The following is a 16096-nucleotide window of genomic DNA, read 5'->3' on the forward strand; positions in this document are numbered from 1 at the left end:
AGATGTTTATTAAAAACCTATGGGTAGACAGTGGTGGGCAGGTTGATCGATTACTTGATGCCTTGAGAGGACACCTGGATCAATATGATTTGTTACCAGAACTTATCTATGTGGTTTCTGCGGGAGAGGCTAATGTTCTACAGGATAGTCGGGTTGTAGAGTTTATAGCAGACCTTGAAGATGGTGGGCATAATATTCGATTTGTGGGTAGCGCCTGCACCAGCTTCCATGCTGCAGTATTGAGTTTTTCAAAGTGTAGTGAAGCCGAAGCTTTGATCTTAAATCTCGAACTGGGCAAAGAGCGGCAACAAGAGTGCCTGGATTCATTGGGAATTGGAGTTGGACCTGATCAAGATGGCTTAGATGTTCTTGTAGGTGTGGCGGCTACCTGGATCTGTCGAGAGTATTGTGAAACACATCTCTGTCAAATATCCAGCTGCGATATTCTCTCTCAAGCGCCATCTTTATCTGGCGCACCAGATTTAGTAAAGAGTATTAAGCAGGTAATCTCAACCAGCTCTAGTGATGATACTCGAGTAGTATCCTTTGATATCCGCTCGAAATGGGCCAAGGGGCTCCTGAAAGGGTTTTCGCACAGCGACAAGGCCTCATGGTTACCCAGTATTGAAGAGGACGGCTGGCACTATTTGAGTATTAAGCCTCTCTCTGAATTGATCAGTTATTACATTGAGGAAAAGGTGACTGATCTATGGCTGTTAACTCTAGGGGGTGGCGGCAGGGTAGGTTGCTTGAAAATAGACATTCCTTCGCCCAATTTTCAGGGATTTCTTTCAAGACTGGTAAATGTTGAGAAATTGGTGTTGGAAGACGCCTATATAGATTTTAGTTCCGCCCAGCACCTGGGTGACACTCTAGGCCAGGATTACCTTTCGCATATTCGTGAGGCATTAAGGTATCCCAAGAGGATTTACCGTGGAAGACACAATCAGATATTTGACTGGGTATTAGGTGCAGGTAGTTGGCGTACGCTGTTGGAATATCAAGGAGCAAGACATGGATAATAATATTTATAAAACTGATATAAGAGAATTTAAATTCCTTATTGAAGAACAGTTCCATGAAGCTAAAACTCTGTTCAGCGACCAGATGTTTAAAGGGTGCTCACCAGAGATTCTCCATGAAATTTTAGTTCGGGCTAAAAAATTCTCTTATGAGATTCTCGGGCCGGGATACCAGGATTCAGATCGAGAGGGATGCCAGTTAGAGAATGGGAAAGTAAAGCTCCCGAGCGCATTCCCTGAGATGTGGCAGAGGTTTAAGGAAGACTGGGGGAATATTTCCTCACTTGAGGGCGAACAAAATACAACTATTCCGCCCTTTGTAATGCAAATGCTCCTGGAAATGTTTATGGGGGCAAATCCAAGTTTTATGACTTATGGTGGTTTTTGCTTGCCGTCCTCCACCTTGGTGGAAAAATATGGAACCGATCTGCAAAAAGACCTGTTCAGGGACAAATTAGCCACCTCAGAGTGGACATCTTGTCTCTGTCTCACTGAACCCCAGGCGGGAAGTGATGTATCACTTGTAGAGACTCGCGCTGCGAAACAGGAAGATGGCACTTATTTGTTAACGGGCGAAAAATACCTGATCAGTGCCGGTATGCACGACCTGACAGAAAACACCGTTTATTTCGTTATGGGTCGTGGCGAAAAAAGCGGCTCGGGCACCTACGGATTGTCCTGCTTTATTGTGCCTAAGTACTGGGTTGAAGAGGATGGGAGTCTCGGCGAGTTTAATAATATCGAATGCATTTCTCTAGCCGAGAAAATGGGCTTTAAAGGGTGTGCAAACACTCACCTTAGGTTTGGAGACAATGGCCCCTGTAGAGCTTACCTACTGGGGAATCGTGAGAATGTAGGCTTGTTGCAGTTTCTTACCTTGATGAATCAGGCACGAATCAGCACAGGTGTCTACGCCTTGGGTATGGCTTCCTCAGCCTACTACAATGCACTTTCCTATTCGACAAAGCGTCTACAGGGCAAGAGATTTCACGAGAGCTTTAGCTCTACCGCAAGCCGGGTCAATATCGTTGAGCATACCGATGTCCAGCGTATGTTGTTGGAAATGAAATCCAAGGTAGAGGGCTGTAGAGCACTGATTGCTAAACTGACATTGTCAGAGAGCTTAGTCAAAATCTACCAGGGGCAGGAAGACAAAAAGGATCGCATTGCTCACTACCAGGGTTTAATGAACCTGCTAACTCCAGTTGTTAAAGCCTATATCAGCGACCAGGCTTGGCGTATCTGTGAATTGGCAATTCAAACCTGTGGTGGTCAGGGGTATCTCAAGGATCTGGGTATAGAGCAATATGCCCGGGATATTAAAGTGCTGGCAATCTGGGAGGGAACGAATTATATCCAGAGCCAGGACTTGATCCGCGATAAGTTAGGATTGGGTAATTCCAGTAAGCTATTCCAATTCTATCAGGCAGAAATTGATAATTTCCTCGATCGGGCCACGGACTATCCTCAGTTTGAGATTGAATTTGAGCGCTTAAAGACCTCGTTTGGACATTTCGAAGCAGCACTGAAAGCTGTGCAGGTATGGGTGAAGACAAAAGAAATGTTCAAAATCCCTGCCTATAGCACACGTATTCTACATATGCTTGGTGATATAACCTTGGCCTGGCTTTTATTGGAGGCTGCATGCGCGTCATCAGATAAGTTGAGTCAGGACCTGAACGATACTGATGAGGAGTTCTATCGCTCGAAAATAGTCAGTGCTAAATTCTTTATTCGCAATGAGTTACCCCGCACCAAGCTGGTGCTGGATATCCTTCAGGATCAGGACTCTTTTTGTGAAATGGACGCTTCCTCCTGGAATTCATTATTGTCAAATGTGGAGGCTGTCTCATGAACAAGCTTGATCAGCTGGAATCCAATTACGATGTAGTGATTATCGGTGGTGGATGGGCTGGCTTAACCCTGGCCCGTCAGCTTAAACTCAATAAGGATGCTTTAACCATATTGGTTGTTGAGGCAAATACTGAATTTAAGGCCAAAGTTGGTGAAGCGACAGTGGAGATGACCGGCCACTACTTTATGAAGCAGTTGGGCTTGGTGAATTATCTCTATAGGAATCACTTGCCTAAAAATGGTCTGCGTTTTTTCTACGATAACCCTGAGCATACACTGTCATTAACAGAGATGAGTGAGCACGGAACCACCAGTATTCCGCCTCATCCAGCTTTTCAAATTGACCGGGCCAGATTGGAATCCGACCTTGTCGATATGAATAGGGCGAATGGCATAGAGGTTATTCAGGGCGTAAAAGCAAAAAATCTTAACATACAGCCAGGTGATGAACTCCATTCTATAGAGCTTATGGAAGATGGCGCTAGCGGAGTGGTTAACGCCCGCTGGTTAGTAGATTGCAGTGGTCGAAATCGGGTTGCTAAGAAGCATAAGAAGCTTACCCGAGTTGAGAATGTCCCTAAACACTTCTCTGCCTGGGGTCGGTTTAAGAACATACAGGATATCGATTCCATGGGAGATATGAATTGGAGAAAGAAGGCCTTTGGACGCTTTCTTTCAACGAATCATTTTTCTGGAGATGGTTACTGGGTTTGGTTTATACCCTTAAGTGGTGGCTATACCAGTGTAGGTATCGTTGGTGAGAATAGTAAATTCGACAAGCCGCCCACAAAGAAGCAAGATTTCCTAGATTTTTTGTTGGCTTATAGAGCTATTTCAGAGCTTCTGGAAGGCGCCGAGCTTATTGATTTCGAGGCTTGGGGACAGCTTGCCTATAGAGCGGATGAGTTTATCTTTGAGGACCGCTGGGCTACCTCCGGATTTTCCTCGATGTTCCTTGATCCTCTGTTTAGTGGTGGGGGCGATATGATAGCCCTGTTTAATGACCATATTTGTAAGTACATTGTTGCCGATATCTCAGACAATAATCGTGATGAAGCTCAGCAGCGGCTTGCAAAAGAATTGCCGATCGCAAATCAAGTGGTCACAGAATTTTACCAGGGCCTTTATGCCCATGTAGCAAATGTATACCCGGTTATTGACTCTGCTGAACTGTGTTCTCCTTTGCTTGCCTACAATACCGCTGCTTATTTCCTGGAGAGTGCCTGGGATTATATGTCAGGTAATTATCTGGATCAGGAGTACTGGCTACGCAAAAGTTACCTGCGCCGTGGATACATGGCCCTTGAGTTAATCCTGCAACGCCTTTTAGTTGAAACGACAAAAGAGCTTAAAGCTCAGAATCGATATTTTCGCAGAAATAGTGAAGGTTTCTTTGAGTCCGGTGCCGATCACTATAAGTACTTTGTATATTTAATGGGAACCCAAGGCCGGGACGGTTGGCGAATCGATCTGCGGGTCAAACTTTGGGTTGAAGTTTTCCTGAGTGTTGTCCAGGCGCGACTCGACCTCCCTAAACTGGCAAACCGGATGGTTGTTCAGCAGGCTATTACCCTACCTGATCTTTTACAAAAGCCAAATATGAATGGGGCTGACCTCAATTGGCTGCTTGAGAAGTTATCTATCAAGCTTACAGATCTAGTCAATGAGGATATGGCAGATCCAGTGAGCGTTATTGTATCGGAAGAGTCCTTCCACACAGATACGATTGAAGTTATGGATCTTGCGGGTAGCTACTCCAATAAAGAACTTGCTGAGGTTAACAAGAAAGCAAAATCTATCTGGGTGCAGACTCAGGAGTATATTGCGATCCCCAGTATGGTTCCTGTATTTCTTGCTTTTGCACGCAGTCAGCCGGATAGCATAATGGATTCGGTCATTGACCAGCGTGAAGCTATGCCCACAGCTGAATTAGACTCTGCTCATGCGGATTCGGAGGTTGTGTGATTCAGGAGTTCTTTCAGGCGCGGGATGGAAAAAAACTCTCCTTTCGCTGGTTGCCATGCGATGAATCTGACTTGGTGCTTGTCTGCATGCACGGGAGCACGTTCAGTAGCCAGTGGTATTTAATGTTTGGGCGGATGGTACACCGAAACGGTATTAGTGTGTGTTTGCCAGACTGGCGAGGCCATGGTAAGAGTGAAGGTGTTCCGGGGGATCTCGATTATTCCGACCAATTGCAAGACGATCTTGCCGATCTATTAAAACACCTCAAAAAAGAGGGGCTAAGGCCTTTGTTCTTGGAGGGCACAGCGCGGGATCATTGGTTGCACTTAAATATCTGCACCTATATGGCAGTAAAGATATTGCAGGCTTTTTTGCGATAGCACCGCCTCTGACTCAGTCAGAGGAAACAAGAAAGTACGATATTCCCGCATCTGGCTTTGAGTATTACATTCGTTACGGAAGGAAGCGTCACTATACGCGGCCTAGGGCATCGGCTGGTGATCAGAATCTGCCAAAAATAAAAATGCTGAAATATTGGCTGGCACTTTTGTTCCCCCCATTGAGGAAGTTATCAGTGCTGAGCTTTCCCCCGGTGGGATCAGCAGCAGGGAATCAGGGGCGAGTTTTGGACTGTACGTTTAACTTGCTCAGCGCCTATAACGTAAAGAGATACGCAGATCTCTTTGCAAGTTTAAATGTACCCTGCCACTTTTTTGTTGGAGAGAAGGACGAAGTACTTGATACCCACGTGCTCCACTCCGTTTTGAGCTGGTATCTCTCTCCCAATATTAGGGCTGGACTCACCGAGCTGCCCAGAGCTACTCATATGTCAGCTATTTCTGCTTCGGCGAAGCCTATTTCCAGCTGGTTGACAACTTTGGTGCGGCAACCTGAGGGGGCTGTTGCATGAGACCTAGCAAAGGCAAAACTCCCCTGATGAGAGAAAAAATGTTGCCCGTCGGTGGAGAGGTTTCACTGAGTTCATTTTTAAATGATGCCGATTGGGGGGCAGGGCATGGCGAAAATTGGACATCTTTAGGAACTATAAAGAGAAGTGATAAAAACACTTTTCACTTGCAAGTTGGTAAGGCATTTCGATTTCCCCTTTATTATTACCTGAAGGACGATCGTCTATTTGTTGGTCAGGATTTATCACTGTTTCCTGCTGTTGGTGCCGATACGGTAGATTGCCACTACTTAATTGAAATTGAGTATTTTGGTTTCTCCATAGAAAGAAAGAGCCTTTTGCAGAATGTTAAAATGCTCTTTCCAGAAGATGATGTTGTTATATCAGCCAGAGAACTGATTTGGCTCTCAGCTGAACATCATCAATCTGGGTCATTTGATGCCGCTCTGGTAACTCCTGAAGAAGCTACCGATAAACTCTACAACAGTTTACCTGAAGTAACCTCTAAGCTTTTCTCGCCTGTTGATACCACTTTTTATGCTCATATTGCCAATCGTTTGGCGGAGTCAAGCGGCACCAAATTAAAAGTGGGTAGACAAAGCCTGCCTTTAACGGTTGGCTATAAGGAGAAGCGGGCAAAGATCTTTAATAAGGCTCATAAAAATAGAGTCGTAGAAGGGATCGATCTACAAAGTTACACCGTCATGGTGCAGGGAGAGTTGGATCGAGCCTGGCAGGACTCAGAATCAAGTCTCGATAGGGAACATTATACCTTCCAAACTTTCTATCTGCCTTTTGCCCAGTTTTTACTCAATATACTGGCAATGAATACCAGCAAGATGGTGGAGATTGTTGAAGGTTCGGGAGATGAGGGGGTAATTCCCCCGGCACTTTCAATAAGTGATAAACCTATCTGTAATATTTACGAATCTTTTCAGCGGGTGTTTTTTTATGGACACCATTGGCTTGCAAAAGTCTGGTTCTATATACCGCCCATGATCAGTTCTGCTGCCATAAAACAGCAGCAAAAATACTCAGAACGAGAGCAGCATGTTTGTGTTTTTACTTTAACATTGGACTACTTGCTGCGATTTAATAACTTAAAAATAGGAAATGTTACTGGAGAGTAATTATGTCTACAGCAGTTGTAGAGAACAAGGTACAAGAGCTTTGTGAGCAAATAGCTCTTATGCTGAATGTTGATGCTGTCGATGCAGATACACCCATTGCAGAACTCGGGGTGGATTCCCTGAATATTGTCGAGGTGATTCTAATTTGCGAGCAGTTATACCCGGGGGTGATGAGCCCTGAAAATCTTGTTTTCGACGAACACACCACCCTAAGGGAAATGGATGGTCAACTACTTGAAAACTCGGAAGAAGTCTAGCGTACTTCGGGAGCAGTCAATGTTTAAAAAAGTACTTACCATTCTTATCAGTAGTTTTTTTATTGGAAATGTTGTTGCCTGGTTTTCAGGTGCTGCTCCCATCGAGTTTGGCAAGATTGCCTATTCAGAAGGCGAGATGGAGCAGGTGGAGTTTCTCCAGCAGGAGATTGGTGAAAATAGTACAGATCCCGACTTGATGTTGGAGCTTGGGCAGTTATTTAGTCACCATAACGAGCTTGAAAAGGCTGCACACTTGCTGGAAGCCGCGTATCAACAGCGTCCAGACGATATGCTGATACGTGCAGCGTATTACTCCAATGAGGGCAAGCGCGCAGGTGCAATGTTTGATCCTGCAATGGGTCTTTACAAGCTCTATCGTCTGCGGCATGCGATGGATGAGGTGGATCAAGCGGGTCTCAGTGCCGATTCAGACTTTAATGTACGCCTGATACGGCTGATTACTTTTTCTTATGTAGGAGAGGTAAGCGGCCACTTTGAGCGGGTGTTCGAAGATGAAGCCTGGTTTAAGAATCTGATGGATTCAGATCCCGATCTATTGCCGGCTGCTATGCAGCAGGTGGTGTATTTGTCTTTGGCTAATGCCTACTGGGTGAAAGCTGGAGAGGGCACTGAGGATTTGGCAGTGGCCATGGATTACTACCAAAAAGCAATAGCAATGGCTCCTTGTCCTGCCACGATGCAAACCTCTTGTGAGCAACTGGGGCAAATGGCAGTCACCCTGGGTAAAAGTTAATGTTGGTTGAGCTAAAGCGTGTTTCAAAGCGCTATCGATTGGGCGATCTCTGGGTCGATGCCTTGCGGGATATAGATCTTGCTATCGATCGAGGTGAGTTTCTGGCTGTGAAAGGGCCCAGCGGTAGTGGTAAGAGCACATTATTGAACCTTCTATCCGCATTGGATCAGTGTGATTCCGGATCAGTTCATATTGATGGCGTTAATCTTGGGAGTTTGGGAGAGCATCAGCGCTCCCTGTTCCGAGGTCGTCATATTGGGATTGTTTTCCAGTCTTTTAACCTAATTCCCGTGCTTACAGCACTTGAGAATGTGATGTACCCGCTGACACTGAGGGGGGCTAACAATGCCAGGCAACTAGCATTAGACGCTCTGGAAGCAGTAGGGCTTGCCAAGTTGGTTAATCAGCGCCCTACCCAGCTTTCGGGGGGCAGATGCAGCGAGTGGCGATTGCCAGGGCAATTGTCAGTAAGCCGGATCTGGTGCTTGCGGACGAGCCCACAGCTAATCTGGATTCGCGCACGTCGGAGAGCATTATGAGCCTTATGAAGCAGCTCAACCGGGAGCAGGGTGTCACTTTTATCGTAGCCACCCATGATGATTATGTAACCAGCTTGGCATCTCGTGTTATCGCGGTACGAGATGGTCATTTGGTAGAGGATACAGCTTCGCCTCAAGGTATTGTTCAGGAGGCTTTTGCATGACAGCAATCATAAAAATGTTGCTGGCTAGGGGCCCGCTAACTAGAGCGGCTTTGGCTATTTCAGTTGCATTCTTAATTTCTGCACCAGCTTTGGCTGAAGACTTCGTCTTTCCAACTCCGATTCCATTCACCAATAGTGAAAGGGAAGCGCTGTTTGCTGCTGTCAGTGGAGAAACGACCAGTGAACAGAGAAAGCAGGCCTACTTGGCTCAGCTTGCGCGCCTTACGTCGATGGAAGATGCAGAGTTGCAGGATGTTGAGGAGTTAGAGGCTCTGATGCAGTCACTGGTGGAGAGTCTCCCGGATGACCCCGAACTCAATGCTGCATTGGGATCGACAACTTCCTTTAAATCCAGCTTCTACCTTGATCGATTGGCAAAACTATCGCTGTTCTCCAGACGAGGCAATCGCATGATGGATCGGGCTGTTAAACAATCTCCATTCAATCTGGGCGCCCGCCTTCAGCGGGGAATCAGCTGTGCCAATATGCCGGCCTTTCTAAAAGAGCGCGCTACGCTGTTGAAGACCTGGAGCTGGTTAGGGAACAGGTGGGCAATCGGTTCGGTAAAGAATTTCTTGGCTTTGTAGAGTTCTACCTTGCCCAGGCTTACGAGCGCAATAAACAGCCCGATGATGCCCGGGTTCTTTGGGGAAAGGTGGCCGAGTCGGATACCGACTGGTCCGCTAAAGCCAAGCTGGCGCTTCGGAGTATTTAGTCATGGGCTTGGGTTGGAAAGTTGCACTGCTGAATATTATGCGTAACGGGCGCCGCAGCCTGATTACCTTGGCTGCGATCGTTTTCGGTTGTACCAGCCTGATTATTTTTGGCGGTTTTGTACAGTCGATGTATGAGGGGATGCGGGAGAGTATGATCCGCTCGCAGCTTGGTCATATACAAATCTATGCCAAAGGCTACAACCAGTTTGGCAAAGCGGAACCGGAAAAATACCTGATTGCTGATGGGGACCTTCAAAAGATTTCCGAGCTGGTAGAAAACGAAACCGATACACTGGTGGTAGCACCACGCCTTAATTTCAATGGCCTGCTTAGTGATGGCAAGCAATCGATAGCCATCACTGGAATTGGTATCGATGCGGAGAAAGAAGTGATGCTTTCCTCTGCAATTCAGATTGTTCAAGGGGACGATCTATTTCCAGAGGATATTTCTGCTGCCCACCTTGGAGAAGGCTTGTTCAATGCTCTGGATGTTCAGATTGGGGACTACTTGACCCTGTTGGCAAGCACCCAGGATGGGGCAATCAATGCTGTCGATGTACAGGTGATGGGGGTAATCACAACCGGTGTTAAGGAACTGGATGATCGCTTGCTCAGGGTGAATTTGCCTCTGGCCCAGGAATTACTCTATACGTCAGATATTACACGGCTAGTGGTTTTATTGGAGGAGACCGAACTTACATCTACCTCAATTGCGACTCTGACCAGTGTCTTTGAGCAGAACAATTTGAACCTAGAAATAAAAAGCTGGGAAGAACTGGCGGGTTATTATCATCAGGTTGTTGGCCTGTTTAACGGAGTTTTTGGTTTTATTACCGTCATTGTGTTGGTAATCGTCGCATTGAGTATTTCCAATACCATGTTGATGGCAGTAATGGAGCGCACCCGTGAGCTGGGTACTATTCGGGCCATGGGCGGCACTCCTCGCCAGGTTGTAAACCTGATTTTACTGGAATCGGTATTTCTCGGTTTAATCGGAAGTTTGCTGGGGCTACTGATTGGTGCACTGGCAGCCAAGGGAATTACCTATGCTGAATGGATGATGCCCCGGCCACCGGGCAGCACCCAGGACTATCCTATCCGTGTGTTTGTCGTGCCGGATATCTTATTGAAAACATTCCTGTTGGGTTTTTGTATTTCACTTGTTTCCAGCCTTTATCCAGCGATAAAAGCATCCCGGCTGCCGGTAGTAAAAGCACTTAGGTTTACTTGATTTGGGTCTTCTATGTATAAGTTGAATTCTTTTTATGGGTGGGTGTTGGCGATAGCCTGCTTGTTGTTTAGCTACTCAAGTTATGCATCGGTTTCGGCTGAGTCACTGGTTAATAAGCTGGATGATTTTCGCGGGTTCAGGGATCAGGGCTTTAGCTTTGATATCACCAATATCAGCTATAAAAAGGACAAGGAGCCCCGCACCAATAAGCTCAGTGTCAAAGTGTTTAATGAGCAATCACTGATCCAGTTTTTGGCACCCGCCCGGGAAAAGGGCAGGGCAATGCTAAAAGAGAGCGCCAATATGTGGCTCTATATTCCCGGCACGCGCAGGGTTATCCGGATTGCACCCTCACAGCGATTAATTGGTGAGACCAGTAACGGTGATGTAGTGGGGGCAAATTTCTCCAGGGATTACACCGCAGAGCTGCAAGGGCAGGAAACTGTTGATGGGGAAGATTACTGGGTGCTGTATTTATCGGCAAAATCCTCTGGTGTTGCCTATGACAAAGTAAAAATATGGATGGCACAGGCTGAGGGAAACCTGCCTTTAAAGGGGGAGTTTTATACCCGCTCCGGGCGCCTCCTTAAAACAGCGCACTATAAAGAGTTCAAGCAGTTTGAAGGCGAGCTGAAACTGCATAAATTACTCTTGGTGGATGCACTCATTGACGAGAGTTATACCTGGATGAAATTCGATGACTATCGTCTTGAGAGCCTGGACCCGGCAATTTTCCAAAAAGGCTCCCTTGGCAGGCTGAATTGAGGTGAGTCGGTAATGGTTATCAGAATCAGGAAAATTCTCCCATTTATACTCCTTTCTCTCGCTTTTGCTGAAAAAGTTGCCAGTGCCGAAGACTATCAGGACCCTTTCGAGACCAACTCGGAACTTTTCGATGAAGTGAGCACTGAGGAAGGGGTTTCTCGAGTTGTTTGGGATATTGATGCTTCGCTACTGGGGTATCACCAGCAGAATGAAGTTCAGGATGACCTCTATTTCGATCCGGGTCTGTTTGTCTTTGATGAACAAGAGTCTTTGCTTGCTCTGGATCTCAGTGGCCAGTTCTCCCTGGGAGCACACTTCTCAGTTTACTCGCGGTTTGCGGCGATAGAGCACTATCGGTCTAATGAGGCTGGAACATCTGAAAAAGAGACAGAATCCCATCTGCTAGAGGGGTATTTCTCTTCTTACACTGACAACCGAAGGTTTGGTATTAACGTCGGTCGGATAAAACCTCAGTGGAGCAACGGTTACAACTGGTCTCCAGCAAATCTTTTAAAAGCCACATTTGATCGCCCCAATCTGGATGCCGATGAGCTTACCCAGCAACTGGGCTGGGATATGGCCCATCTTGATTTCCGCTATGGTCGCTGGAACACCGGCATTTATATGGCTCAGGTTGAGGATGAGCTGGATGGTCACTTTGACACTAGCGTAAATGACCATGAGTTTCAGTACGCACTCGTGGTGAATCGTGAAGGTGACTTGGATACCCGCTTGGTATTACATCAGATAGAGGGGGAGGCAACCAATGTCGCTCTCGGGTTGAGTACTTTGGCTGGAGACAGTGCCACACTCAGGTTGGAGGGGGCTTGGGAACATCAGCGGGAGTTACCGCAGCCGGGCGAACTCTCCTATTTTCCAGCAGAGGACGATGGTTATTTGAAGCTGGTGCTTGGTACTCAGCTCAGCTTCAACCAGGGATGGGATGTTACTGCGGAGTATCTGTATAACCAGCATGGATTCGATGATGACGAGTGGGATTTGGTTCAAACGCAGGTAGATAGTGCAAAGAACGGATTGAACAGCGCGCGGGTTTATGAGGCGATTGCTTTTCTGTCCGATAGTTTTCACCTTTTATCTACCGGACAACTACGGCAGGAGTATTTGTTCTTGATGTGGGGTAACACCCGGCTGGATAAGAAGTTTCAATATCGCCAGAGTGTGCAATACAACCTGGATGACAAGAGCCAGTACCACAACCTGGAATTGATTCAGAACTGGACTGAGCATTTTAGTACTCGACTGCAAGCCCAGTTTTTCAGGGGCTGTGAGTCCTGTGAATTTGGTCTGCTGCCAACTGAAAGGCTTCTTAGGTTAAGTCTCTATTATGATTTTTAGCGTTTGCTGGCTAAAAGTGCTTCATATTTTTGTGCGATTTCCCGCTTGCCGGATTCCCTGCTAATAGAAATTAATGCCCGCAAAATATCCAGGTCCTGCGGAAACTGGTGATAGCCGTCTTCTAGAATATCCAGGGCGAGTTCGCTGTTGCCTTCCGAGTGAACGGCTATGGCATATACGTAGAGATAGCGGCTCTGGGTTTGCTCATTCTCAGCTGCCGCCTTTAGAAAACCCATTGCCTCCTGGTGGCGGTTCTGACGAACCAGGGAAAGTCCTAAGGCATGCTGGATTACGGCGATATCCTCACTCTTCGATAGTGCTCCTCTGAGTAATAATTCCGCGTCGGTTTCACGTCCACTTGCCCGGTAAAGGTCGGCCAAGTTGATATAGGCGGGTGTGTAGTAGGAGGCCTTGGTTATTGCCCGGCGATAGAAGGCTTCCGCTTGTTGCGTGTTTCCTCTCCGGAAATGGAGGTTGCCCAGGTTTACCAGGGATTCCGGCCGGTCGCTGTTGAATAATTCTGAGGTGGTATAGGTTTTAAGGGCCTTTGAGTATTGCTGCTGTACTTGCGCGGGCATAGTCCCGTTCTGAGCATCGGTAACGCCATTGGCAGCCAGCGACCTGGTCACGGCCATTTTACTGAAAAGCAGCGGTACACCGATCATCAGTCGCAATTGCTCCGGTAGTTTATCCAGAGACTGCGCAAGGGCCAGGTTTAATAATGGTTCTTCGCTCTGGGCAATTTGTTGGAGTAACTGAGCGGAATTTATCGTCAGGTAGCGCGATAACAAACGGATTGCGCTGGCCCGAACAATCTCCGGTTGACTGTCGTCCTGAATAAGGTTCATTAACATCTTATCGGCCTCGCTATCCCCGCGCATAGCTGCGTGCAATGTCTGCCCGTAGTGAGGGGGAGGTGAGCCGTATTTGTCTTCCAATATCTTCGCCGCCCACTGGCTCGATTTATCTTGATGGCAGCTGTTGCAAGTATTGGGGGTGCCCAGCGCCTCGGAAAGGTCAGGCCGGGGAATGCGGAAACTGTGATCCCGGCGTCCATCCACCTGCATGAAATTTTTCTTCGGCATATGGCAGTTTGTGCAGCGGGCACCGGGGCTTTGAGTTGGGTGCAGATGGTGGTCAGTACGGGCAAATCGCTCCGGCATATGGCACTGGGCACAAACTGCATCACCAGCTGCTCTCAGTTGTAGGCTGTGGGGGTTATGACAGTGGCTACAGGTAACACCTGCTGCGTACATTTTGCTTTGCAGAAACGATCCGTACACAAATACCTCGCCATCGGCCTGGCCATCTGCGTGGTAGAGAGGCTCTTGCAGAAGTGTGAGGTTGAAATGATCCAGTAATTCGCTGTTAGCCTTCGCTCCCGGTAAATGGGTACTCCGCCGAGAATGGCACTGGGCGCAAGTTGTTATTTCACGCTGGATGGCTGCCGATGGCGCAAGCTTGGCAATCCCCGTTTGCAGATCCATTCCCCGGAGCTGTTGGGTTGGGTCAATAAGATGGGGATCAAGCCCTTTATTCGGCAATGTCTCATTCTGTGTTTTTGCCCACTGAATGTGCCTTGATCCCGGGCCATGACAGGATTCGCAACCGACACTGATCTCTGACCAGGATGTCTGGTAGCTATCGGTTTGTAGGTTATAGGCCTTTTGCAGATTGGTGGAATGGCAGTCGGAACACATAAAGTTCCAATTCTGGTTTATGCCGGTCCAGTGCAGGGGGTGTTGATGGTCTATCGCTTGATCGGGATAGAGATGGAACCAGCGCTGGCCACCGACAGATTTATCCCGGCTGTCCCAAGCGATATTCAGTGCCTGAAGACGTCCGCCTCCCAAATCAATCAAGTATTGCTGTAAAGGGTGGACACCAAATGTATAGTCAAGGGGATAGTCCTGAAGGTCTCCATTGGGCCCATCAGTGCGTACGTAATAGCGCCCTTCCTTTTGATAGAAGTGAGATTTCTGCCCCTGATATTCAAATGCCACCCCGGAGAAATCACCTAGAACGCTGTCGCTATTGGCGGCCTGCATTGCTAGCTGGTGGTGGGAACCTTGCCAGGCACCGGCCTCATCTTTGTGGCATGGGGCGCATTGCGCGGAGCCCACGAAAGTGGCTTCTGAGCTAATTGCTTCGTCCGGGCGCTTGAGAGGTTGGGTATCAACCGGCTCTTCGTTACCACAGGCCACCAGTACGAGACAGATAAGGCTGATTTGGAGGAGGCTAGTGCCAGCTATATTTATCACGGTTTTTTTATTGTGATGAGTTCTTATCTTAGGGAGTTATTCAGAGGCCCCCTAGGCCAAAAGATTAGTTCATGTGCCGTAAATGTCATTTTGTGAGAGGGGCAGAATGCTGGATTGGAAATTTAGGGTTGCCCTGAGCCGAGGGTGTCTGCTGCTGGTTTTGGCAATCAGCTTACCGGCACTCAGTTCTCCCTTGCCATCCTGGCAAGATGGCGTTAAAGCCCAAATTATGGCCTTTGTTGACAAGGTTACCCGTAAGGGCAGCGCCGACTTTATACCTGTCGGTGAACGTATCGCGGTATTTGATAATGATGGCACCCTCTGGTCCGAGAAGCCCGTGTATTTCCAGCTACTCTATGCCGCCGATGAAGTTAAAAGGCTCGCGCCCCAACACCCAGAGTGGAAAACCCAAGAGCCCTTCGCTTCGATCCTAAAGGGCGATTTATCAAACCTGTTGGGGCAAGGCAGGGAAGGTTTGGAAGTAATGCTTACTGCGACTCATGCGGGATTGAGTACGGATGCCTTTCAGCGCTTTGTTGCCCAATGGCTCAAGAGCGCTAAGAACCCGGAAACTGGCAAACACTACAGTGCGATGGTGTTTCAGCCCATGCTGGAGTTGCTGGATTACTTAAGGGCAAATGGTTTTAAAACCTACATCGTTTCGGGGGGCGGCACTGATTTTATCCGAGTGTTTTCCCAGGAGTTATATGGAATCCCCCCAGAGCAGGTTATCGGCAGTCGCCTAAAGTCGCGCTATGAAAATGGGGGTGGGCATCCCTATATCGTGAAATTAGATGAACTGGCCTTCCTCACCGACAAACAGGGGAAACCTATCGCAATCAATGACGTGATTGGCCGGAGGCCAGTTTTGCCGCAGGCAATTCCGATGGTGATTTACAAATGCTGGAATGGACCACCGCCGCTAAGGGGCCGCGTTTTGCCATGCTGATTCATCATACCGATGCCAAAAGAGAATGGGCATACGATAAGAACTCCTCAGTGGGGCGCCTGGACAAAGCGCTACAAGCCGCTAAGGCAAATGGCTGGTTAGTGGTAGATATGGCTAAGGACTGGCGGACGGTGTTTCCGCCAGAAGAGAAGGATCAATCAAGCCAGGGGCCGGTGATTCCTCAAGTTCCCGCCTACCAGGACTAGTCTTAAAGCGGTGTATTGAG

16 protein-coding genes and 1 pseudogene are annotated in these 16096 nt (G+C 47.7%); 16 read left to right on the forward strand and 1 reads right to left on the reverse strand.

Going from position 1 to position 16096, the window contains the following annotated elements:
• Positions 1 to 2 precede the first annotated feature (2 nt).
• The 14 genes and pseudogenes from QT397_12905 (at position 3) to QT397_12970 (ending at position 12660) form a co-directional block, all read left to right on the forward strand.
• The gene (locus QT397_12905) at positions 3 to 1022 is read left to right on the forward strand and encodes a hypothetical protein (GenBank protein WNZ58191.1); all 1020 of its coding nucleotides are present in this window, start codon (positions 3 to 5) and stop codon (positions 1020 to 1022) included.
• Positions 1015 to 2877, forward strand: a complete 1863-nt coding sequence (locus tag QT397_12910) for an acyl-CoA dehydrogenase (GenBank protein ID WNZ58192.1) — start codon at positions 1015 to 1017, stop codon at positions 2875 to 2877. The genes QT397_12905 and QT397_12910 overlap by 8 nt, the downstream gene beginning before the upstream one ends.
• Positions 2874 to 4841, forward strand: a complete 1968-nt coding sequence (locus QT397_12915) for a tryptophan 7-halogenase (GenBank protein WNZ58193.1) — start codon at positions 2874 to 2876, stop codon at positions 4839 to 4841. Before QT397_12910 ends, QT397_12915 begins: the two co-directional genes overlap by 4 nt.
• On the forward strand, positions 4838 to 5221 hold the full coding sequence (locus tag QT397_12920) for an alpha/beta fold hydrolase (protein WNZ58194.1): 384 nt from the start codon (positions 4838 to 4840) through the stop codon (positions 5219 to 5221). Before QT397_12915 ends, QT397_12920 begins: the two co-directional genes overlap by 4 nt.
• A 194-nt stretch (positions 5222 to 5415) precedes the next feature.
• Complete coding sequence (locus tag QT397_12925) at positions 5416 to 5751, forward strand: hypothetical protein (protein ID WNZ58195.1); 336 nt, start codon at positions 5416 to 5418, stop codon at positions 5749 to 5751.
• The gene (locus QT397_12930; GenBank protein WNZ58196.1) at positions 5748 to 6878 is read left to right on the forward strand and encodes a hypothetical protein; all 1131 of its coding nucleotides are present in this window, start codon (positions 5748 to 5750) and stop codon (positions 6876 to 6878) included. Before QT397_12925 ends, QT397_12930 begins: the two co-directional genes overlap by 4 nt.
• A gap of 2 nt (positions 6879 to 6880) precedes the next feature.
• Positions 6881 to 7135, forward strand: coding sequence for an acyl carrier protein (locus tag QT397_12935; GenBank protein WNZ58197.1), 255 nt, complete (start codon positions 6881 to 6883; stop codon positions 7133 to 7135).
• A gap of 19 nt (positions 7136 to 7154) precedes the next feature.
• Complete coding sequence (locus QT397_12940) at positions 7155 to 7889, forward strand: hypothetical protein (protein WNZ58198.1); 735 nt, start codon at positions 7155 to 7157, stop codon at positions 7887 to 7889.
• A pseudogene (locus QT397_12945) lies at positions 7889 to 8334 on the forward strand (ATP-binding cassette domain-containing protein). The gene QT397_12940 and the pseudogene QT397_12945 overlap by 1 nt, the downstream one beginning before the upstream one ends.
• A gap of 90 nt (positions 8335 to 8424) precedes the next feature.
• A complete protein-coding gene (locus tag QT397_12950) occupies positions 8425 to 8592 on the forward strand; it encodes a hypothetical protein (protein ID WNZ58619.1) in 168 nt (55 codons plus the stop codon).
• Positions 8589 to 9179 (forward strand): hypothetical protein, encoded by a 591-nt coding sequence (locus QT397_12955; protein ID WNZ58199.1) that lies wholly within the window; start codon positions 8589 to 8591, stop codon positions 9177 to 9179. The genes QT397_12950 and QT397_12955 overlap by 4 nt, the downstream gene beginning before the upstream one ends.
• Positions 9180 to 9309: 130 nt before the next feature.
• Positions 9310 to 10539: an FtsX-like permease family protein gene (locus QT397_12960; protein WNZ58200.1), complete on the forward strand. Its 1230-nt coding sequence runs from the start codon at positions 9310 to 9312 to the stop codon at positions 10537 to 10539.
• 12 nt (positions 10540 to 10551) lie between these two features.
• Positions 10552 to 11304 carry an outer membrane lipoprotein-sorting protein gene (locus tag QT397_12965; protein ID WNZ58201.1) on the forward strand — a complete coding sequence of 251 codons (753 nt, stop codon included), beginning with the start codon at positions 10552 to 10554 and terminating at the stop codon, positions 11302 to 11304.
• Positions 11305 to 11316: 12 nt separating this feature from the next.
• Positions 11317 to 12660, forward strand: a complete 1344-nt coding sequence (locus tag QT397_12970; protein WNZ58202.1) for a hypothetical protein — start codon at positions 11317 to 11319, stop codon at positions 12658 to 12660.
• Here QT397_12970 and QT397_12975 read toward each other — a convergent pair.
• Entirely contained in the window at positions 12657 to 14921 is a 2265-nt protein-coding gene (locus QT397_12975) for a tetratricopeptide repeat protein (GenBank protein WNZ58203.1), read from the reverse strand. The two genes, QT397_12970 and QT397_12975, sit on opposite strands and share 4 nt — an antisense overlap.
• 106 nt (positions 14922 to 15027) lie before the next feature.
• On the opposite strand from QT397_12975, the gene QT397_12980 reads away from it, so the two are divergent.
• Complete coding sequence (locus QT397_12980) at positions 15028 to 15870, forward strand: HAD family hydrolase (protein WNZ58204.1); 843 nt, start codon at positions 15028 to 15030, stop codon at positions 15868 to 15870.
• Positions 15822 to 16076, forward strand: coding sequence for a hypothetical protein (locus QT397_12985; protein ID WNZ58205.1), 255 nt, complete (start codon positions 15822 to 15824; stop codon positions 16074 to 16076). The genes QT397_12980 and QT397_12985 overlap by 49 nt, the downstream gene beginning before the upstream one ends.
• Positions 16077 to 16096 lie beyond the last annotated feature (20 nt).

Source organism: Microbulbifer sp. MKSA007 (assembly GCA_032615215.1).
GTDB lineage: Bacteria > Pseudomonadota > Gammaproteobacteria > Pseudomonadales > Cellvibrionaceae > Microbulbifer.

Coding starts and splice junctions, on each gene's coding strand:
- QT397_12985 (WNZ58205.1), top strand. CDS start 15,822: ATGCTGGAATGGACCACCGCCGCTAAGGGGCCGCGTTTTGCCATGCTG.
- QT397_12980 (WNZ58204.1), top strand. CDS start 15,028: ATGCTGGATTGGAAATTTAGGGTTGCCCTGAGCCGAGGGTGTCTGCTG.
- QT397_12950 (WNZ58619.1), top strand. CDS start 8,425: ATGAGCCTTATGAAGCAGCTCAACCGGGAGCAGGGTGTCACTTTTATC.
- QT397_12930 (WNZ58196.1), top strand. CDS start 5,748: ATGAGACCTAGCAAAGGCAAAACTCCCCTGATGAGAGAAAAAATGTTG.
- QT397_12965 (WNZ58201.1), top strand. CDS start 10,552: ATGTATAAGTTGAATTCTTTTTATGGGTGGGTGTTGGCGATAGCCTGC.
- QT397_12935 (WNZ58197.1), top strand. CDS start 6,881: ATGTCTACAGCAGTTGTAGAGAACAAGGTACAAGAGCTTTGTGAGCAA.
- QT397_12905 (WNZ58191.1), top strand. CDS start 3: ATGTTTATTAAAAACCTATGGGTAGACAGTGGTGGGCAGGTTGATCGA.
- QT397_12955 (WNZ58199.1), top strand. CDS start 8,589: ATGACAGCAATCATAAAAATGTTGCTGGCTAGGGGCCCGCTAACTAGA.
- QT397_12910 (WNZ58192.1), top strand. CDS start 1,015: ATGGATAATAATATTTATAAAACTGATATAAGAGAATTTAAATTCCTT.
- QT397_12915 (WNZ58193.1), top strand. CDS start 2,874: ATGAACAAGCTTGATCAGCTGGAATCCAATTACGATGTAGTGATTATC.
- QT397_12940 (WNZ58198.1), top strand. CDS start 7,155: ATGTTTAAAAAAGTACTTACCATTCTTATCAGTAGTTTTTTTATTGGA.
- QT397_12970 (WNZ58202.1), top strand. CDS start 11,317: ATGGTTATCAGAATCAGGAAAATTCTCCCATTTATACTCCTTTCTCTC.
- QT397_12960 (WNZ58200.1), top strand. CDS start 9,310: ATGGGCTTGGGTTGGAAAGTTGCACTGCTGAATATTATGCGTAACGGG.